At 38.3% G+C, this 21,694-nt stretch carries 15 protein-coding genes; 8 read left to right on the top strand and 7 right to left on the bottom strand.

Annotated features, from left to right (window positions below; translation table 25 throughout):
- Nucleotide 1: 1 nt before the first annotated feature.
- The 4 genes from PHY14_04380 to PHY14_04365 form a co-directional block, all read right to left on the bottom strand.
- Nucleotides 2-625, bottom strand: a complete 624-nt coding sequence (locus PHY14_04380) for a hypothetical protein (GenBank protein MDD2694138.1) — start codon at nt 623-625, stop codon at nt 2-4.
- Between the two features lie 17 nt (nt 626-642).
- Nucleotides 643-3,276, bottom strand: coding sequence for an aminopeptidase N (pepN, locus tag PHY14_04375; protein ID MDD2694137.1), 2,634 nt, complete (start codon nt 3,274-3,276; stop codon nt 643-645).
- A 1,209-nt stretch (nt 3,277-4,485) separates the two neighbouring features.
- Nucleotides 4,486-5,832 (bottom strand): hypothetical protein, encoded by a 1,347-nt coding sequence (locus tag PHY14_04370; GenBank protein ID MDD2694136.1) that lies wholly within the window; start codon nt 5,830-5,832, stop codon nt 4,486-4,488.
- Nucleotides 5,833-5,835: 3 nt separating this feature from the next.
- Nucleotides 5,836-6,060: a hypothetical protein gene (locus tag PHY14_04365; protein ID MDD2694135.1), complete on the bottom strand. Its 225-nt coding sequence runs from the start codon at nt 6,058-6,060 to the stop codon at nt 5,836-5,838.
- A 575-nt stretch (nt 6,061-6,635) separates the two neighbouring features.
- Here PHY14_04365 and PHY14_04360 point away from each other — a divergent pair.
- The 3 genes from PHY14_04360 to PHY14_04350 all read left to right on the top strand — a co-directional run bounded on the left by PHY14_04360 (nt 6,636) and on the right by PHY14_04350 (nt 9,736).
- Entirely contained in the window at nt 6,636-7,664 is a 1,029-nt protein-coding gene (locus tag PHY14_04360) for a S41 family peptidase (protein ID MDD2694134.1), read from the top strand.
- A 92-nt stretch (nt 7,665-7,756) separates the two neighbouring features.
- Nucleotides 7,757-8,998: a serine hydroxymethyltransferase gene (locus PHY14_04355; protein ID MDD2694133.1), complete on the top strand. Its 1,242-nt coding sequence runs from the start codon at nt 7,757-7,759 to the stop codon at nt 8,996-8,998.
- A 9-nt stretch (nt 8,999-9,007) separates the two neighbouring features.
- On the top strand, nt 9,008-9,736 hold the full coding sequence (locus tag PHY14_04350) for a hypothetical protein (protein MDD2694132.1): 729 nt from the start codon (nt 9,008-9,010) through the stop codon (nt 9,734-9,736).
- Here the strand turns inward: PHY14_04350 and PHY14_04345 are convergent.
- The 3 genes from PHY14_04345 to rny form a co-directional block, all read right to left on the bottom strand.
- Nucleotides 9,722-11,254: a ComEC/Rec2 family competence protein gene (locus tag PHY14_04345; protein MDD2694131.1), complete on the bottom strand. Its 1,533-nt coding sequence runs from the start codon at nt 11,252-11,254 to the stop codon at nt 9,722-9,724. The two genes, PHY14_04350 and PHY14_04345, sit on opposite strands and share 15 nt — an antisense overlap.
- Nucleotides 11,221-12,024, bottom strand: coding sequence for a prolipoprotein diacylglyceryl transferase (locus PHY14_04340; protein MDD2694130.1), 804 nt, complete (start codon nt 12,022-12,024; stop codon nt 11,221-11,223). Before PHY14_04340 ends, PHY14_04345 begins: the two co-directional genes overlap by 34 nt.
- 68 nt (nt 12,025-12,092) lie before the next feature.
- Nucleotides 12,093-13,613, bottom strand: coding sequence for a ribonuclease Y (gene rny, locus PHY14_04335; protein MDD2694129.1), 1,521 nt, complete (start codon nt 13,611-13,613; stop codon nt 12,093-12,095).
- 724 nt (nt 13,614-14,337) lie between these two features.
- Here rny and PHY14_04330 point away from each other — a divergent pair.
- From PHY14_04330 to PHY14_04310, 5 genes are all read left to right on the top strand, one after another.
- Nucleotides 14,338-17,304 (top strand): S-layer homology domain-containing protein, encoded by a 2,967-nt coding sequence (locus PHY14_04330; protein ID MDD2694128.1) that lies wholly within the window; start codon nt 14,338-14,340, stop codon nt 17,302-17,304.
- Nucleotides 17,305-17,420: 116 nt separating this feature from the next.
- Nucleotides 17,421-18,149 carry an ATP-binding cassette domain-containing protein gene (locus tag PHY14_04325; GenBank protein ID MDD2694127.1) on the top strand — a complete coding sequence of 243 codons (729 nt, stop codon included), beginning with the start codon at nt 17,421-17,423 and terminating at the stop codon, nt 18,147-18,149.
- A 2-nt stretch (nt 18,150-18,151) separates the two neighbouring features.
- Complete coding sequence (gene sufB, locus PHY14_04320; GenBank protein ID MDD2694126.1) at nt 18,152-19,564, top strand: Fe-S cluster assembly protein SufB; 1,413 nt, start codon at nt 18,152-18,154, stop codon at nt 19,562-19,564.
- 82 nt (nt 19,565-19,646) lie between these two features.
- Nucleotides 19,647-20,165 (top strand): hypothetical protein, encoded by a 519-nt coding sequence (locus tag PHY14_04315; protein ID MDD2694125.1) that lies wholly within the window; start codon nt 19,647-19,649, stop codon nt 20,163-20,165.
- A gap of 5 nt (nt 20,166-20,170) precedes the next feature.
- The gene (locus PHY14_04310; GenBank protein MDD2694124.1) at nt 20,171-20,863 is read left to right on the top strand and encodes an RsmE family RNA methyltransferase; all 693 of its coding nucleotides are present in this window, start codon (nt 20,171-20,173) and stop codon (nt 20,861-20,863) included.
- The last annotated feature ends 831 nt before the right edge of the window (nt 20,864-21,694 follow it).

Here is a 21,694-nt window from a genome sequence, read left to right as displayed (position 1 = left end):
ATTAGTTGTTAGAAGCAATAAACCATCCGATTATTCTATGGGCTCATTCTTTTTTGAGAACTTCAGCACAGTGATTCGCTGTGGAACCTGATGAGATAACATCATCTATAAAAATAATATTTTCTGGGATTTCGGAAAAACCATTTCGTATTCTAAAAGCATTTGTTTTATTTGCAAGACGAGATGTGCGTTTTAGTTTTGATTGTCTTGGACGATATGATGTTTGTAGAATGTTTTTATACGGAACATGCATCTCTTCCGATAATCTCTGAGCGAGAAAATTCATATGATCGAATCATCGGATCAAATATCGACTCCAGTGCATCGGCGCTGGAACAATACACCAATGCTCCTCTTCTGAGAAATACTGTCTATTCTGCTCAAAAATCTGAAGATAATACTGCACTAAAACATCCGAAATATCTCGATCTGACTGATATTTATATTGCTCAATAACATTTTTCGTTTTTTTGTATTCACTTGCAATCCAGATTTCGTCGAGAAAACATTTTCCCAAATCCTTTTTATAATGTTCCGTGATGACTTTCACTTGTATAACAGGCTCTACTCTGTCATTTTCATCGACAAATATACTCTTGAGAATGTGAAAAATTCATCGAAACATCGAAAATACTTTAAATTTTAAGATATTACTTTTTCGAGAATTTCCTTCACTCCTGCAGAGATTTTTGGATCATGAAGTAGTCACTCAATAGAGGGTTTCATGCGAGATTTTGACACTTCATCGACAAGCTCATAGGAAGTGAATGACTTCACAAGACGAGCAGCAATTTGGGTATTCACCATATCGATTTTTCGAATCTGCTCTGCGAAGAATCTATAACCTTCAGCATCATCCTTATGAAAAAAGTGAAAACTTTTCGTCACTCATCCGATAAGTGATCGTACAAGATTCGGAACCTTGTAGTCAAAATATTCGCTCTCTATTTCTGAATTGAGAATATCCACGAACACGGGCGATGAAACCTGAGAAATGAGAGAAAAATACTTCATCCGCATCAGAAGATCATCGAAAAATCCATTCACCCGCATCCAATTTTTGAGTTCAGCAATTCATATTTCAGCATCTCTCGCAATTCGAGACTTCCATCCAGCGAGATTAAGGGTCATTTTTGTTGATTTGATGAGTTTTTCTTCTATCTCGCGTGTCGATATTCAGAATTCACTCATCAGAAGCGCTATACTCGAAATATAGGCTCGTTTTTTTATACTCTCATCATCAATGGTTTCTTCTGTTTGCATATATTCATTGTATTCTTTCTCGAACTTTGAGAAAAGAAGCGATTGGATCTGCGTATTTGTTCCAATATTTTTGAGAAATTCAGAACGTTTTTCTGAGAGCAATATAGGATTTATTGGTGCAAAAACATTCAAAAGAGAGGTAATATTCCGAAAATTCAAGAGAAGTGAATGATAGAGTGTATCTTCTGGTAATTCTTCGAGAATTGTCTGAAACGTCGTAATATATTCTGCATCGATATAATTCTTCTGGATAAATGTACGGAGTGCTTCTATAGAATACTGCTTCCAGGCATCATATCGAGAAATCCCATTGGTCTCATAGAGACTCAGAAACCGATAATCTACATCAGAACTCTCGATTATAACAGGAGCCCGAAACCCACGATTCAGAGAAACAACTGGTTCAGAAGTGATATTGGAAAAAGTGAATGATTGACTCTCTTGCGTGAGAAGAATTGCTCATTTTTCGAGCAGATTCTGTCATTCCGGATTCTGGAGTTGAAGTGGGAATTCTTGTTTTGAATCAGGATCAAAGAGTGCAATAAAAAGGGGGATATACCAAGGTTTCAGTGTTTCACCTTCTGGAGAAGTGAGCGATTTTTGAGCAATATGAAGGGTGAAAGTCTGCTGATTTATATCATATTCCGTCTTCACACTAATTTCTGGAGTTCTTGGTTGATGGTACCAAGATTTCTCGAATTCGGAGAAATCCATACCCGAACCATCAGAAATTGCCCGTACAAAATCAACGGTTGTCACCGCCTGTCCATCATGGCGAGCAAAATAGAGATCCATTCCTTCTCGGAATTTTTCACGGCCGACCATCGATTCCATCATACGAATTACTTCTGCACCTTTGTCATACACGGTTGCAGTATAGAAGTTATTCATTTCGACATACGAATCTGGCTGAATCGGATGAGCGGTTTTTCCTTTATCTTCGGCGAACTGGAATTCTCGAAGCAACTCGATATCAACGATTCTCTGGGTGAGTTCAGAGTGCATATCAGCAGAGAAATTCTGATCACGAAATACAGTCAGTCCTTCCTTCAGCGTCAACTGGAACCAATCACGACACGTGATGCGATTCCCTGTCCAGTTATGGAAATATTCATGTCCGATCACCGCTTCTACATCAATAAAATCCTTATCGGTCGATGTTCGATCGTTCGCACGAATATAGATGGTATTGAAAATATTGAGACTCTTATTTTCCATCGCTCCCATATTGAAGCTATCCGTCGCAACGATATGGAATACATTGAGATCATATTCTCGTCCATATCGGACTTCATCCCATTTCATCGCGCGTTTCAGGGATTCCATTGCCCAGAGGGCATCTTTTCCCTTTCCATGATCGACATAGACATAGAGATCAACCATTTTGCCAGAACCAGTGGTATATGTGTCATGGATTTCTTCGAGATCCGCGCACACCAGAGCAAAAAGATAGGTCGGCTTACGGAATGGATCTGACCATTCGACAAAATGTCGATTATTTTCGAGTTCCCCTGAAGCGATTTTATTCCCATTCGAGAGAAGAAGTGGATATTTTTTCTCACCTTCGATACGCACCTGGAAAATACTCATCACATCAGGCCGATCGAGAAAATAGGTGATATGCCGAAATCCCATGGGTTCATTCTGAGTACAATAAAATCCGCTCGCATAATAGAGTCATTCCAGAAATGTATTTTTTTCTGGATAGATTTTATTCTGAATCTGAATCATACATTCATCGCCATATATCCATGGAATTGAGAGAGAATGTTCTGTGATTTTGAGAGTTGTTGTATCAACTTCTTGATTATTAATGGTACAAGAAATAAATTCCAGATTTTCACCATCAAGAATAAGTTCTCGAGCTTCGGAATTGGTTCGAAGAACCTGAAGTTCTGCTCGAACTATCGTATATCATTCGAAAATCTGAAAACAGAGTTTTGTCTGTGGAATCTGAAAGTCAGAGACTCGATAATCGGATCGGAATTTTTTGAGGGAAATAAGTTCAGACATAAGAAAAAAGTATTATTTTCGGAAACGGAAAAAGCTCATGAAAAAGAGGATCGCAAGACAAAATATTCCCGAGGAAATCATAAATAAGAAATTATTTCACCAACCAATAAAAAAGATAGAATACAGAAAGTATATTCCACTAAAACCTATAGCAGAATAATGTAGAATCGGAAAGTCATATTCGAAACGCTCTTCCCAAAAATACGTAATACCAATCAGAAGAAATGGAAGAAAAAATATAAACAATAATACGGAAATAATCGATCCGGATGAAAGAAGAGAAAAGAAAAATAGAGAATACAAAAAATAAATAATTGCTAATCCAATTCCATATGCGATATAATTCGAATATCGGATATGAATCGAGAAAAAGAAACCCATCACACAAAGCAGAAGAAAAAAAGGAATTGTCAGTGTAGAAAATGCAAGAAAAAAAAGAACAGGAAGAGAAAGGATAATAATAATCAAGGAAAAATATCGAATAATTTCTTTTTGATGTGCGAAAATCTCTATTTTCGGAAGATATTCAAACATACTAATCCCCATCAAAACTACTAGAAAAATAAGAAGAAAAAGTGGGTTGAAATGAAAGAAATACTGAATGAAAATAAAAATACTCGAAATAAAAGTCGTGAGAAGAAGTGAAGTATAGAGAGAATGGATTTTTCGTGAGAAAGAGAGAAAAAATATACCAGCGATACTACTAAAAAAGGTAAGAAGAAAAAATAAAAAAGAGGTATATGAATATTCTATAAAAAAGAGAATTCCGAAAAGAATACTCGAAATAAAAGCAATATATGTATGAAATTGAAATACTTCAAAAAAAATATCATTTTTCCAATCAAAACTCAGAATATAACCAAAAAGAATAAGAAAAATCCCAATCGATAAAATACTATGAATCGAGAGAAATGAATCAATGGTTCAAAAAGCAGAAATTACAAAGCCATACACAGCAATATATAAAAGCAATAAAGGAAGAAAAAGAGAGTCTTTCGGTGAGATTTTTTCGAAAAATTGTTTCAACCCAAATTCTTTTTTTTCAGTATTTTTTCATGAAATGGTCTCATCGAGAAAAAAAAGTGGAGAAAAATAAAAAAGAAAGAAAATACCTAAAAGAAGAAAAATTCACTCGAAAATCCTATATCCAAGAAAATGTGATATAAGAACAAATAAAGCATGAATGCCGATAATAATACTATACATTATCTAGAAATTCACTGAAAGAAAAATAAACATCACTAATAAAAATGCATGCATCAAAACAATCGAAAAAAGCGATCGTATAAATGAAAAAGAAAAAGTAACAACTGAAATAAGTGTAATATAAAAAAAGAATCGCGATTCAATAGTGATATGTATAATATTGAATGAATTAAGAGATGTGAGAGTAATATAAGTAAGTGTGTAGAGAAAAAGGGTATAAAGAAGAATATCTGCTGTTTTTTCGAAAAATAAAAAAGTAAGATTAAAATAATATTGAGCTCATTTTACTACTTTTGTATAGGAAATATTCCTATTATGGATGCGATTGTCGATAATAGTAATATTTTGTGAGAGAAGTTTTCTTTTGAGGAGGAGACGTTTTAAATCTCTAAATTGAAATGAAAATAAAGCCTTCACAATTTTTATTTGTGTTGCTCTCATATTTTCTTTATAGATATTGAGTTCTCGAAGATTTCGATAAAAAATAAATGAATTGGTGTCTATTTTTTTCTTTTGTTCTTCTTGAGGTTTTTCCTCTTGTTTTTTTTGGATTTTTTCGAAAAATTGTGTAATTTTTTTTCCGATATCATCATCTCCTGTTACATCGATTCGATTCGAAGAACCAACTTGTTTAAGAAGATCATTTGTTTCTTCGAGCAGTCTTTTCTTTTCTCATTCCATTCATCATTGGATCAATCATTTTTCGAGTCAACCAATGAGAGTCAATCATTGTTCGATAATATTTCTGAGACGTCCGAGATTCGACATTCATTTTGCTTGAACAAGATTCATTTCCAATTCTTCTAATTGTTTCTTTTTCTCAGGGGTAATTGTATTGTGATATTTTATAGAAAGATTATGGATTTTTTCAACAGTAGAATCAATAATTTCGTTATATTGAGCAATTTCTTTGAGTACTTGTGGTGATATTCCTATGAGATCTTCTTCTTTTTCAGTTTTTATTTTTGTATTATCTTTTTCGATACCAATACTTTGTTGATAGAGATGATATCCGTCTTTTACTTTGGAGGTAATGAGTTTTTTTTGTTCCTCATTCATTCCTTCAGATGTATAAATATAAATTATATTATAATTAAGATCTTCGACGAGTTTTTTATATGCTTTAAATATATCATTCGATTGAATTTTTCCTGTTTTTATGAGACCATTTACATTCGCATCAAAATAAAAAAAATTGAGATTTCAAGATTCTACTTGGGTAAATTCTTGAATATCCATAATAGAATAACCCTGTCCATGAAGTATAGATCGAGCTTCGTCAATATTATTCGCTTGAAGTGAAAGTATTAATTTTTGATTTCATTTTGTACATGTAGCTTTATACTGCATAATTTACAAAGAAATAAGGTTAAGAAGTTCATGTTTATTTTTTCCGAAAGCATCTTCTGGAATTTTATTTGAGATTTTTTCGAAAAAATCTTCAAAAGCATCTTCTTCAAGAATTTCAATACAAATAAAATAAATATCTTTTTCTGGTTGTGTTATAGAAAGTTTTTGAATTATTTCTTTGAGAAAAATTTCTTTTTCTTTTCGAGAATGAAAAATAAGAGTTCACATAGTTCTTTGAATGAGAGAATTGTATATGCTTTTTTTCTTTTTACAAATGCTTTTAGAATTCTATTTTCTATATATTTATTATTTATTAATACCTATTATCTCTTTATATAAAATTCTTATTTATTTTAATAAGAAGAAATAAGAATAAAAGTTTTTCACATCAGTATAATAAAATTTATATTTTTTGACGATAAATAAACGATAATAGAAAAGTTTTTCACAAAAATATTATTGTGAAAATGGAAAATATATTGATTTGTATTTTTCAGAGATTTTCCTACACTAAGCCACATAAATTCTTTTGCACATTTCTTTTCATGATTTTTTCACAAAAACACATCGCATTAGTATTTTTATTTTTCTCTGGTATTTTTTTTGGGTTTTATATTGCAAAAATACCAACAGAACCAAATAATATAATTACTTCTTCATTTTCTCAAATAATATCATGATCTCTTTCCCAAGGTTCATGAAATTCTATTTTTGATTCCAAAAAAATTCAAGAAGCAAAAAAACTTATTCAGACTGAATATTATCATTTTTCTGAGAAAACAAAAGACGAAATTGAGAATGGAATGATAACCTCTCTCGTATCATCACTTTGAGATAAACACAGTTCGTATTTTCCACCAAAAGAAGCAACAGATTTTTCGGATACTCTTCGAGGAGATTTCGAATGAATTGGTGCCGTGATAGATGAGAATCCAAAATGAATAAAGATTCAGAAAGTTCTCGAAGGTTCACCAGCAGAAAAATGAGGATTAAAAAACGGGGATATTATTACTATGGTCGATACAACAAGCTTGGTCTGATTTACAGCGGATGAAGCGGTACAGAAAATTCGTGGACCAAAATGATCAAAAATAACTATTTCATATCTTCGATGAGATGATGAAAACGTTCAAAAAGTAGAAATTATACGGGATATTGTTTTAATTCCATCAACACAGGAAAAAATATTTACCGGATCAAAAATAGGATATCTGGAAGTGGGTTTTTTCGGAGAGCATACGACACAAGAATTCGAAAAATCACTAAAAAATCTTACCAATTCTGGTGCAGAATGAATTATTCTTGATTTTCGGAATAATCCTGGAGGATTTCTCGATAGCGCAGTGGAGATTCTTTCCATAGTTCTTCCAGTCGATACTGCAGCTGTTATTACTCGAGAAAATGATGCTAGAAAAAATCAGACATTGTACACAATCGGATGAAAATTTTCTAATACTCAAGTTCCTATAGTAATGCTCATAAATGAATACTCAGCATCCGCATCGGAGATTGTCGCATGAGCATTACAAGATTATGAACGAGCGATTCTTATCGGAGAGAAAACCTATGGAAAATGATCTGTACAATCACCATTTGTACTCTCGGATGGAAGTATCCTGAAGCTCACAATCGGTCGATGGTATACCCCGAAAGATCGATGAATCGACCAAGAAGGTATTCATCCGGATATTAGTATTGTGTTAAAAGATGAAGATTATAAAAACGCTTATGATCGTCAGCTTGAAGGAGCAAAAAAAGTGATGCAAGAACTCCTGAAATCAAAAGGTGATGTTCCAAAAACAATCGAATCGATGAAAAATACTACATTCTAATTTTCTCATTATGTACTTCACAGGAAATCCAAATTGCTGAATAGAATAGTAAAGTATTATTTTTACTATTCTTAATTCTTAATTTTTCTTCTATGTTATATCCATATATTGCTGGGCAAGATCCAGAAGCATTGAGTTTTCTTCTTGGCGAAGAAGAACGACAAAAATTCGAACTCGAACTGATTGCGAGTGAGAATTATGTCTCGAAAGCAGTTCTCGAAGCAAACGGCTCCATATTTACCAATAAATATTCTGAAGGATATCCAGGAAAACGATACTATGCAGGTCAGGAATTCGTCGATAAAGTAGAGAATCTTGCGATTGAACGTGCCAAGAAACTTTTTGGAGCGGAATATGTGAATATCCAACCACTTTCTGGTTCTCCTGCGAATCTTGCAGTATTTCTCGCAGTTTTGAATCCTGGTGATAAAATTCTTGGACTTTCTCTCGATCAAGGTGGACACTTGAGTCATGGACATCCACTCAACTTCTCTGGGAAAATGTATGAAATTATTCCATATTTTCTCGATAAGGAAACAGAAAGAATTGATATGGATGAAGTAGAAAGACTCGCACGAGAAAATAGGCCAAAACTGATTCTCGCAGGATTTTCCGCATATTCTCGTTCGCTTGATTGGAAAAGGTTTCGTGCTATTGCAGATGAAGTTGGAGCTATTCTCATGGCAGATATTGCACATATCGCCGGACTCATCGCTGGAGGTGTGCTCGAGAATCCTGTTCCATATTGTGATATCGTCACAACAACAACACACAAGACACTTCGTGGGCCACGTGGCGCCATCATTATGTCGAAGGAAAAATATGGTCCAGATATTGCTCGCGCCGTATTTCCTGGAGTTCAGGGCTGACCACATGATCATACGAATCTCGCCAAGGCTATTGCCTTCGGTGAAGCTCTAAAACCAGAGTTCAAAGTATACGCACGTCAGGTTATTGACAATTCTATCGCCATGTCTGACGAATTCATGGAAAATGGCTTAAGAGTCGTATCATGAGGGACAGAGAATCATATTATTTTGCTCGATGTATTTGGTTCTATAGGACTCTCAGGAAAGGAAGCAGAAATAGCTCTGGAAAAAGTAGGAATATCTTGTAATAAAAATATGATTCCATACGATCCGCGCAAACCAATGGATCCATCAGGAATCAGACTCGGGACTCCTGCCATAACGACTCGTGGAATGTGAGAAGATGGAGCTCGTCAAGTAGCGGATATTATTATCCGAGCGCTCAGGAATGCTACGGATGATGCGTATCTCGCGACACTCAAAAAAGAAGTTCATACGCTTTGCGAAGCATATCCTATTCCTTAATTTTTCTCTATGGGAATTGATTCCTCTGAAGACATAGATTCTCCTGGACTTTCTGGATCTTCCGAAGCACCGAGTGAGAAAAGCGAAAAACAACGTGAAGCATCAAAAAAAGCACAATCGCAACTTCAAAAAACACAAAAAGATGAACAAAAAGCAAAAGGAGATAATGATGCCCTTTTTCAGATCCTTGTTCGATTTATCAAAAGTCCTTATTATGAAGAGCTTATTCCAGTGGTAAGTCGCCTTCTCGAAGAATGATTCCCTTCTCGCTATATTCTTTCCCTTGTGGCTCTAGTCTATCCAGATGCAGCGCTTTTCTTTTTTCAGTCGTTATGAGAATGAGACAAGGCGATGAGAATCACGACACTTCATCGCTATGATGTGCCGACAGAATTCCATGAAAAAATGATTCATTCGACCCTTCGAGAATGGATAAGTGTCTGGATTAATAGCATGGAAAAATATTTGATTTTGACTGATAATTCTGTCATAACAGCGCAAAAACTTTCCACACTTCTTACATGAAGTACAATTGAGACAGCGATTTTTGCTTCGGAACGCTTTTTCCGTTTTTTCTTCGTGTCGAGAAATGTGATTATTCCAGAATCACAATCACTTCAATATGCTCGATTTATTACCAATATTTCTTCGAAAGCAGTGGATAAATTCCTCGAATGAGCTGATGCAGATCTAAAAAAAGTGGATAAATTCACACAGAATGATTTATTCTGAATCTAGTTTTCGAGATGCTTCTCGAAAGAGAACATCTTTCTCCAGAAAGAAAACAGTATAACCACCAATAAGAAGAAGCGTTATAATCACTCTCCAATTCTCCCCAATAGTGATTGTGTGAGAATATTGGAAAATATCACTGAGAAAAATAATGTATTTTGCTGGAATATAGATAATATATCAGAAATAGTAGGCAAGTAGAGGTGATATATACACAATCGGTACAAAAAGAATCGATGTAAAAAGAATCCATCCGAGAACTGCAGCGATCAAAATATTGATAACGATAGATCCAACAGGAATCGTTCAGAAGTGATAGATGAGGATCGGGAGACTTCCGAGAGAAGCTCATATAGAGACGGAAACAAATGGAAATATAGATTGCGGAAATCGTGTCTTTTCCCAGAGAGATTTCAGAGGATTATGGAATATGAGAATCCCGATGGTTGCACCGAAAGAAAGTCCGAAACCAGCATCATAGACAGGGGAAAGAGGTGAGTATATGGTCAGTAGGAGTCCTGCGAATGCGAGAGTAGCTATACTTGAAGCTTTCCCACCGTATTCAGCAATAAAATAGGAGAGAACACCCATGATACTCGCTCGGACGACGGAGACATCCCATCCGACAATACTTCCATAGAATAATACGATTCCTCCAATCAGTATAATTCTTCACCATTTTTGGATGTGTATGTATTTCAGGAAGAAGAGTACGAACATGATGAGAAAGGCAATATTCGATCCGCTGACGATGAGAATATGGGAAATTCCACTTTTCGTAAAAGAATCCTTGACTCATTTTTCGAGATATTCATCTGCACCAATCGTCATCCCAATCAGAATTCCTGATATATCTTGGGGAAAATTTTTTCGGAATTGTGTTGTCCAATATTCTCGCATTTTTGTGAATATTGTTCATGATTTCTTCTCATCAATGTGACTAAAAACAGGTAAAAATATGTGACCATATCATCACTGATAGAAAGCATAACGTGCATATCCAACAAGTGGAAACTCGACATTTTCCTTGATTTTTCCCGTGAAGGAAATCCGTTCTCATTCTTGAATATCGAGATTAGAAGGAATTTCGATAAATATGGATAAATCCCGCATTCATTTTGGGTTTTCTTGTGTCGATCTATTGTCGATATTGTCGATGATAAGACGATATGTATTGCTTCGTTCTGCGGAAAACATCTTGGAATCGACGGTTCCTATTATGGACTTTTTATCATCGAAAAGATGAATTTCTTTTTCGAGGAATATGATTTTTTCTAACGTTTGTTCATAGGTAGAATATCCATATCACCATCAGAGCATGTAGGCAACTATCCCTGTTACAGCCAGAATCCTCCACTTCTTCATACTAATCAAGAGGAGAAATATACTGAGGAAAATCCAGAAATCCCAGTCCTTTCCGCTCGATACACCAACAATATCGCCGAGAACATAACTCGAACAAAAGCTCAAAAAAAGCCCACGGTAGTGGACTAGATTTTTTTCTCTATATTTCGAAATATTCATAGAAGACTCATAAAAATACCTATAAGTGCCCCAATCTGATTCAGATTCAGAAAGAAATAGGATTCGAACATATCTTCAGAACCATTCAGAAATTCCCCGAGAAAAATCATACCAGAGAAGAGTCCGAGTCCGAGAAAACCAAGAAATCCATCAGGAATTTGGTGGATTTTTCTCTGTATTTTTGTGAGACTGAGAAGAATTCCTCCTGTAAAAATAATATAAAAAATGGGAAGTGGAAATACGGGAGAACGAAGATCTACGATACTTTCCTTGTGATTATAGAGAATAGAGAAAAAGGAGTTGAAAGGAATTCCATATATTTGTCCTCCGAGAAGTGCTGCAAGATAACCAAGAAGCGCCGAGAAAAGGAAAGCCCAAGTGACGGCATCAAAATAACGAAGACGTTCACGTGGGGCATCTTTTGTTTTCCAGAAGAAAACAAGAAAGAATCCAAATATACCTCAAAAAAGGGAAAAGTGATAGTTTTCTGGTACAAAGAAGAGTTTCGCGAAGGTGAGAAAATTTCCTCTTCCGAGCTCCATCAATATGAATTGTTCGTCTCTCCATTCAGCGAAAAGATACCAAACTCTCGAAAAGAAAAACATCGAGAGAGTGAGATAAATGATTGTTTTGTCAGAGAAAATCGATCGGGTGAATCCTTCTTTCCAGGAAAAATGATGAAGAAGAGTCACAAACAAAAGCCATGTTATAGACAAGAGAACACCGAAGACGTAGATTTTGAAGCCGAGAAGTTCGATCGTGGGATACATGTCAGAAAATTAAAGATTAAAAATTAAAAGTTAAGAATTTCTGGATTTTTAACTTTTAATTATCGCTTCTATTTCGCATACTGAACAACACGTTTTTCGCGGTAGAGGTTGATTTTGATTTCACCTGGATAATTACAGTTCGCTTCAATTTGTGCTGCGATTTCCTGAGCTTTTTTCTCGGCATCGAGATCAGATACTGTGTCGGCATCGACGAATACGCGGACTTCGCGTCCAGCAGAGAGAGCATACGCCTTCGATACTCCAGAGAAGCTCATGGCAATATTCTCCATCTCTTGGATACGTTTGATATAGTCTTCGACATTCATACGGCGAGCTCCAGGACGAACCGCGGAGATAGCATCGGCAATTTGCACAATCTTTGATTCGATACAGATCTGAGGAACGTCATCATGGTGGCTCTCGATGATATTCACGATTTTCTCATCGAGACCGTATTTGCGGGCGATGCGACCACCGATTTCTGGATGTGTTCCTTCGATATCGTGATCCATTGCCTTTCCGATATCATGAAGAAGTCCTCCCTTGAGCGCGAGTGCTGCATCTGCACCGATGAGCTTCGCAATCGCCTCAGCGATATAAGCAACCTCCTTCGAGTGCATGAGAATATTCTGCCCATAACTCGTACGGAAGCGAAATTTTCCAATAAGAGGAAGAATCTCATCAGGAATACCGATAACTCCCATTTCATCGACTGTTTTTCGGCCGAGGTCGTAGATGAGTTTATCAGCTTCAGCTTGATTTTTTTCGACGATTTCTTCGATGCGAGCTGGTTGGATACGCTTGTCAGCGATGAGGTCTTCGAGGGATTTTTTCGCGATATAGCGACGGAATAGGTCGAAACTCGAGAGAAATACCGTATCTGGTGCATCATCGATAATGAGTGATACTCCAGTGGCTTTTTCGAAGGCGATGATATTACGACCTTCTTTTCCGATGAGTTTCCCCTTCAGATCATCACTCTCGAGTGTCACGAGTGTCTGAGTCGTCTCACCAGTGACCTCGCCAGCGTATTGCTGAATCGCCTTGATGATAATCTCACGTGCTGCTTCTTCTTCGCGAGATTTGAGATCTTTTTTCTTCTTGTCGATGAGCGCGATAATATCTCGTTCATAACGATCTTCTGTATATTTCATGAGCAATTCTTTCGCTTCTTCCTGAGAAAGTTTCGCAACTTCCTGAAGTCGAGACTCGATCTCACGAGATTTCTTGTCGGCATTCTGGATATGATCATCGAGCTCTTGTTCTTTTTTGGCGATTTCACCACGTTTTATATCGATTTCTTCGAATTTTTTATCGAGACGAGACTCTTTTTCGACGAGGCGATTCTCACTTTCGACGATATTTTGTTTGCGATCGCGGAGATCATTGCGTGCTTCTTCGATCTCTTGACGAGCAATATCACGAGTTTCCTCAGCACGAGCGATTATTTTTTTCCCATTTGCTTCCGCTTCTTTTATGATATTTGCTGCGATTTTTTTATTTTTTTGTATTGCGAAAAAATACGTAACACCTCCTCCAAGTATCGATCCAACGATAAGTGAAAGAAATAAAGATATGATAGGGGACATATGAATAGTGGGTCAGAGTATAAGCGCGTCAATCGGGCAAATCTCTGAAAACTTCCGGAATTTATGTTATTGTATTGTCTTTTGATATGTTGGTCTTTCTTGTTTTCTATTTCGGGCTTGAGAGCCGATGCACGTTTTCTGCGGTATTTATCGATTTTTTCTTCACTTTTCCCGAGTGACAAGAGCATTTTAAGTATTTATTCCAAAAAAGGAACTTATTTTTCCGTTTTCCCATCCTTTCTTCTATTGCAAAGGGAAACAATAAATATTGCATATTTTCATAATTCTGTGATGATAAATTTTCGATGTGAAAATATCGTGAAGACAGAGCACTTTTATTTGACTTTATAGCCCTATTTTCATATTATGCTGGCGTAATTCTCGCGGGATTCCCTGCTTGATGTTCTTTAACATCATTTTTGTTCCTTCTCAGCTGGTCTTCTCAAGGTATCACTGTATGAGGGGAGGGAGAAGTAGTTACTAGATTTTAAGTAGCTAGTTGCTAGAAAGACTCCTGATCTAGCAACTACGATCTAGCAACTTGCAACTATTTCTCCCTCTCGTTATGCAAATAACTTGAGGTTAAAGCTTTAACCTCTCTGCTCTCGGGCAGAAAGGCGATTCTCCTGACCAGAGAATCACCCCGATAATCACTGACCATGATTATCACCCCTTTTAATATGCGGAGATATCCGCAACTTTATTTTTTTACCCATATACTGTTATGAGTAACTTCTTTTCGAAGCTCGCTTCTGCAGTAAGTGTTGTGACTCTCGTCGCTGCAACTACAAGTTCATCGCTTGTTGCCGCTGCTTCAGAGTTCGCTCCTTACGCTCAAGCTCTTGCTGACTACGGTGTTATCACCGCTCAATCTACTGAGGCTGGTTACCGCCTCGGTGATAATGTCACTCGTGCAGAACTCGCTAAGGTTGTAGCAAACCTTGGTGGTTACACAGCTACTTCATGTGCTGGTGACGTCTATTCTGACGTTGGTTCTTCACTTGGTGATCTTTGTGGATATGTTGAGGCTCTTGCTGAAGCAGGTGTTGTCTCTACATCTTCTGCTACTTTCCGTCCTACTGCTAACGTCACACGTGCAGAGATGGTAAAGATGATCCTCGGTGCTCTCGGTGAAACTGGTAGCGATGTTGACGCTGGTTATATGGATCTCGCTGGTCTTGGTGACCTCGCTGGATACATCAACCGTGCCAATGAGATCGGATGTGCTGCTGATGCATCATACTTCCGTCCTAATGCTACTGCTTCTCGTGGAGAAGCGTTCAAGATCGCATCTTGCGCTGCTCAACTTGATGTAGGTACTGAGCCTACTGACGGTACTCCTGGAACTCCTGGAACTAATACAGGTGTTACTAATACAGGTGTTACTGTAGCTGGAAACCTTTCAGTTGCTCTCGAAGGTACAGCTGTAGCTCAATACGTTCCAAAGAACGCATCTAATGTTAAGGTTGGTACTGTTAAGCTCACTGCTGGTACTACTCCTGTAACTGTTAGCTCACTCGTGGTATCTCGTTCTGGTCTTGGTGCTGCTGATGGAATTGTATCATCAAACGGAATCCGCGCATCTCAGAATGGAGTTATCATCTCTAGTTCTGCTGACTACTACAACGCTACTTCTCAGAAGGGTAATGTTTACTTCTCTCCAGCGCTCACTGTTGCTGCTGGTACTTCAGTAAATGTTGACATCGTTGTGAACCTTTCTGGTTCTGAGAATAGCCAACACCAATTCACTCTTGACTCAGTTAACGCTGGTTCATCAACTGTATCTGGTGCTCCTATTACTCTTGGACTTGTAAATACAACTTCATACGTAACTGCCAATACTACTGCTAATCTTTCTACTTCAGCTGGTACTCTTACTCCTGGTAAGACAAATCAGTCTATCGTTAAGGTTGAGCTTACTTCTGGTGGTCGTGATACAGTTGCACAAGGATTTACACTCACTCGCGTTGGTGTAGATTTCACTAAGCGTCTCGCTAATGCTAAGGTTTACCGTGGAGGTGTCGAGGTTGGTACAGTATCTCTCTCTGCAGAGAAGCTTTCTGTAACAGGTCTCAATGATACTCTCACATCTGGAAACACTCAGACTTACGAAATTAAGGCTGATGTTCTCGTTGATGGAAGCTCTGCTTCTGGTACTACTCTTGGATTCAAGTTTGACTCTACAAGTGATGTATCTGCTACAGAAGTTGCCACAGGATATTCTACATCTGTAAGTACATATCCTGTTCCTGGTACTGCTGTAACAATCGGATTTACTAATGTTGAAGTAACTTTCTCTAAGCTTACTTCTGCAAATGTAACTCTCGCTCCAGGTACAAACAATGTTAAGCTCTTCAATGGTAAGCTCACATCATCTGTTCCTCTTACTATCCGTGGTCTTCGTATCACTCCAGTTGGTAATACTCTTACAGGTGTAACTGATGCTGGTACTGCTACAGGAGCTGGTATTTATGCCTTCGTCAACAACCAACTTTCCGTGAAGGTAAATGGTTCTGAAGTTGGAACACTTACTACTATTAACCCTGCTGCTGGTTACGTTGATCTTTCTCCTTCATTTGTAGTTGATTCTACAAATCCTGCTACACTTACTATTGAAGGTTCTCTTAAGAGCTCTCAGCTTGTTAATGGTGCTATTTCATTCACTATTGAGCTTACTGATGCTCGTGACTCTTCTAACAACACTGCTACAATCGGTGCTGGTAAGTCACTCACTAGTGATAAGACTACTGTCAATACTGCTACTGTAGAAATCAAGACTGCAACTATCGCAGCTCCTACTACTAGTCGTATCTTTGCTTCTGCTGACCAAGAAATCGGTCGCTTCGCGGTATACGCACAAAATGAAGCAGTTCGTCTTCAGACAATTGAATTTACAAATACAGGTAGTGCTGCTCTTTCAGGTGTAGTTTCAAGCTCATCTAGCGTTAAGCTTTATGATGTTGCTACTGGTCTCGAGGTTTCATCTTCTGCGACTGTTGATGGTAACAAAATTACATTCAACAGCATGAATGATACTATCGCGAAAGATACAACTCGAAACTATAAGGTAGTTGCTTCCATTGGTTCTATCGATGATTACATCGGTGACACAGTACAACTTGTTTATTCAACTGGTACAGTGGTTCGTGATACTAACAGTAATGGTCTTGTTGTAAACCTTCCAGGACTTACATTCAAGCAGTATACTCTTGGTGCTGTTCCTCCAACAGTTTCTGTATCTAAGACTTCTGAACTCAACAAGTATCTCGTAACTGTGACAAATGTTGATTCTAATACAGGTCTTACTCTTACAGGAATCACTGTGAAGTTCCAATCTCGTTTTGCTGGTTCTACTAGTACGACATTCAACGGAACTCTCTGTCTCCGTGACCAAGGTTCTTCTGAGGACTGTGTAGCTGGTACTCAAGGTAACGGTACAACTGCCGGAACTGGTATCACTCAGGCTGGTCTTACTGCTACATTCTCTCTTCTTACTGGTAGTGGTCTCACTTCTGCTGGACAACAACTTTCGAAGAATGGTGGTAATACTACATTCGAAGTATACCTCACAAACGCTCCTCTCTTCATCGCTGGTGACTATACACAGGTTTCTGTGGATAAGGTCTACTACGTTGGAGCTTCTGAGAGCTACGTAGGTGTTTCTTCTGCTACTGCTCAGAACGTTAAGTAATTCTCTCCCTTCGGGGATTGGATTCTGACAACTCACTTGACCCCTCCTTTATCGGAGGGGTTTTGTGTTGTTGGATTTTCTTTTGATTTTTTGAGAATGATTCTTATTATGTCGGCATGTTATCACTCATCGATTTCTCCGTATCTGTAGGGGAAAAGTCTATCATCCGCGAACTGAATTATACCTTCGAATCAGGGAATATTTATGCGATTCTCGGGGAGAATGGGAGTGGGAAATCATCACTTGCTTTTGGGCTTTTTGGTCATCCGAAATACGTAACAAGAGGGAATGCTATGTATAGTGATTGTGCTGTACAATGACTCTCTCCAGATATGATCGCGAAGGCAGGTATGTATCTCTCATTCCAGAATGTTCCAGAGATTCCAGGGATTCGGCTCATCGAATACCTCCGAACCATCTACACGAAGCACTTCACTGAGAAAAATCCAGGATCAAAAGCTCCATCAGGATTCGTATTTCGTCGTATGGTGGAGAAACTTCTTCCAGAATATGGTATTGAACCAGTATTTCTCGATAGAGATCTCTATGTAGGATTCTCTGGTGGAGAAAAACGCCGTATCGAGATGCTTCAGATAGCACTTCTCGAACCAACATGCATTGTGCTCGATGAGATCGACGCTGGGCTCGATATCGGAGCGCTCGATATTCTCTCGAAAAAAATCGACACATGGCGCAATGAAGGGAAGATCTGTATTGTTATTTCTCATAACTTCCATCTCCTCGATACGGTCAGTGTCGACAAGGTAATTATCATGAAGTCAGGAACAATAGATCGACATGGCGGACAGGAGTTGATACAGGAAGTACGAGAAAGAGGATTCTAATTATGACTACACAACAAGACGACATCAAGGCATTTGGCGATATATCACGTTCGACACTCGATACGAGCGATGTTGTTGCGTATTCCGAGATGGCGAAAATGGGACTCAGCGATGAACTCATTCGTCAGATATCCGCATCAGGAAAAGAACCAGAATGGATGCTCGAACATCGACTGAAGTCGCTGGAGATATTTCGTTCTATGAAGAAGCCGACATGGTGACCATCGCTTGAAGCGCTGGATCTCGAGAGTATTTATTATTTCGGGAAACCAGAAGGTGCTGGAGATCAGAAGTCATGGGATGATGTTCCAGATGCTATCAAGAAGACATTCGATCGGCTCGGTATCCCTGAGGCAGAACGGAAAGTGCTTGCTGGAGTGGGAGCACAATACGATAGTGAAGTGGTATATCATAACCTCCGTGAAGAACTCAAGGCACAGTGAGTGATTTTCGAGGATATGTCAGTCGCGATTCATGAACATGAAGAAGTTGTCCGAAAACACTTTATGCGCGCGGTTCCATCGACTGACCATATGTTCGTGGCACTTCATGGTGCGGTGTGGAGCGGAGGAACATTTCTCTACATTCCGAAAGGGGTGAAAGTATCTGATCCACTGCAAGCATATTTCCGTATGAATATGAAGGCGGGAGGACAATTCGAGCATACACTCATCATCCTCGAAGACGAAGCAGAGGCTCACTATATCGAAGGATGTAGTGCTCCGAAGTATGGAACTGCCAGTCTCCATGCTGGATGTGTCGAGATATACGTCGGAAAACACGCAAAAATGCGCTATAGTAGCGTGGAAAACTGGTCTATCGATACTTATAATCTCAATACAAAACGTGCAATTGTGGATTCATATGGATCCATAGAATGGGTCGGTGGTAATCTTGGATCAGGTGTGACGATGCTCTATCCGTGTTCTATCTTGAAGTGAGAAGAGAGCAAGGCACTCCACTTCGGTATCGCATTCGCGAATGCTGGACAACAGACAGATACCGGAGCCAAGGTGATCCATATCGGACGCAATACGTCGAGTGAAGTCATCTCGAAGTCTTTGTCGAAGAATGGTGGTGTGTCGATATATCGTGGACTTGTAGATATCAAGAAATCAGCTGTCGGCGCTGTGTCGAAGGTTGACTGTGATGGACTCATTCTCGATAGTATCTCTCGTTCAGATACGATTCCTGATATTCGTGTAGCGACGGATGATGCACTCGTAGCACATGAGGCAAGTGTCGGAAAAATTGGAGAAGAAGAACTTTTCTATCTCATGTCTCGAGGGATTCCTGAAGATGAAGCCAAGACACTCATTGTCCGAGGGTTCGTCTCACCACTCATGAAGGAACTTCCGCTTGAATACGCTGCTGAGATGAATGTATTGATTGCGATGGAGATGGAGGGGATGTAAGAGAAATGAAGAATTAAAAATTAATAATTAAAAATTCGGAGCAAGTAGTTGAACTATTAGCGTTTCTCACTATACTTTGTCCATGCAAGAAAATCCAGGAGCGTACAATGAAGCGCGCAATCGCATCCGTGAGAAACAAGAACAAGAGAAGATGGTTGTAGAAAAGAAAAAAGAGGAATTCGAGATGAGTAAAGAAAAGGTCTATACAAAGAAGAAACTTGATGTATTCGAACTCAAGCGTCGCATCGAGACGGGTCGTTCCCTTTCTCTTCTAAAAGAAGATATGCGGCAGGCGCTCGAACAAGGAGATATTAGCATTGACACCTATCATAAGGCGCTTGATGCTATACAAGAAGAACAAATACTCGAAGAAAAAGATCTTGATCAGTATTTTATTCCTCCCGATTCACTTCCGCTTTCTCAGAATGCCCTGGCTCGTTATCTCGAGAAACAGAAACTCGGTGAAAATATTTTTGTCGATATAGCAGGTTTTGCTTATGGATTCACTCAGGGGTCTGTATTTCTCCTTTTTCTCTTGGGGCGTATGGTGCTCGATTTTCTCCTCCTTCCCCGTGATATCTATGAATTTCTAAAACAGTAAATAGTATGCAGCGTTTTTTTGTTCCATTTCCACTCTCGATCGATGTTGTCCTCACAGATGCTGATATTATCCATCAGTTCTCTCGTGTTCTTCGATTCCAAACAGGTGATCACGTGATTCTCTTCGATGGTGATGGTTCTGAGACAGAGTACGAGATTGTCGCTATCGAGAAGAAATCAATTTCTCTCAAGGGAATTGCTCGTACATTTCCCAAGACAGAAGCCACCAAGTCAGTAGTACTCTATCAGGCGCTTCCGAATAAGATCGAGAAAATCGAGTATATTCTCCAGAAATGAGTTGAGATAGGAATTAAGAAGTTTATATTTTTTCGTTCGGATCGGTCCCAGAAACTGGTACTATCAGATTCGAAAATTGCACGTTTCCATGCGATTGCTCGGGAAGCAGTGGAACAGTGCGGGGGATTAGTATTGCCAGAGATTCACTTTCTCGAAAAGAAAGGAGCTCTTCCAGAGTCATGAATCCATATGGTTCTCGATACTCTCTGAGAACAAAAGAGATTATGAGAATTCTCTGATATACAAGATATAGGACTCTGGGTAGGACCCGAAGGTGGCTGGTCAGAGGAAGAAAGACAAGAAATGATATGAAGTGGTTTCATATTTGCTCATTTTTCTGAACGAGTCATGAGAACGGAGACGGCAGGGGTAGTAGCCGCTTTTGCTCTTCTGAATCAGTAAATAATGGATTGTATACGTGTATAATACAGTTCCAATAAGAAAAAATCATCCATACCACAATATATAGTGGTACAATCTCTCCTCGTGCATGGGGAGATTTTTTTCGAAGAATTTTCATAGTAATCTCCTGAAATATCCGCTTTCCAATGCGATAAAAGTGTATACACATACTATACAGAGACACATATTTTATACAATAATGGTTCAATAACTGTACATATTTTTATATGAATGAGTATTGATGCTGGGAAAGGATTACTCAAGTATTCTGTATTAACTATAAATATTTATCATAGAATGGCAATATCTATGAACTCGTCGACTTTTCGAAATACTGATATACTGCCTATGTCTTCTCGAAAGAGAATGATACTTAACAAGACCTGACTGACCGATAATAGGAAATCTTCCTCAAAGAATCTTCCTGCTATAAATACCAAAACAAAGATTCATCAAATTTTCATATCAAAATACAAAAAGAGCAAATTCTTGTATACCGATACAAAAATAGAATCAAAAAACACTGGTGATGGCTCATATCTTTCTCATTCAATGAGTTGGAAGGATATGGGCCCTCACCGGGCAAAAAGTGGCTCGACAGCCCACTCAAAATTCCGTCGAAAGGTCAGTTGGGCTAGACATTTTGTCTACGAGGTTGAGTACCTCACCAACTGACCTTTCGTGTCCTCCCGAGTTCATTTTTTTAAGAACTCACAGCGAGTGACCAAAGGCATCCAATCTTGAATCCGCGCTGTACCCACAGTCGCGGGTTTTTTAGTATTTCTTTTTCAGAAGAAAGAATTCGCTTCTATTTTACAATAAGAAGCGAAT

The sequence above is a fragment of the Candidatus Gracilibacteria bacterium genome, assembly GCA_028687475.1.
GTDB lineage: Bacteria > Patescibacteriota > Gracilibacteria > BD1-5 > UBA2023 > STC-74.
This window is presented reverse-complemented; position numbering and strand designations above follow the sequence as displayed.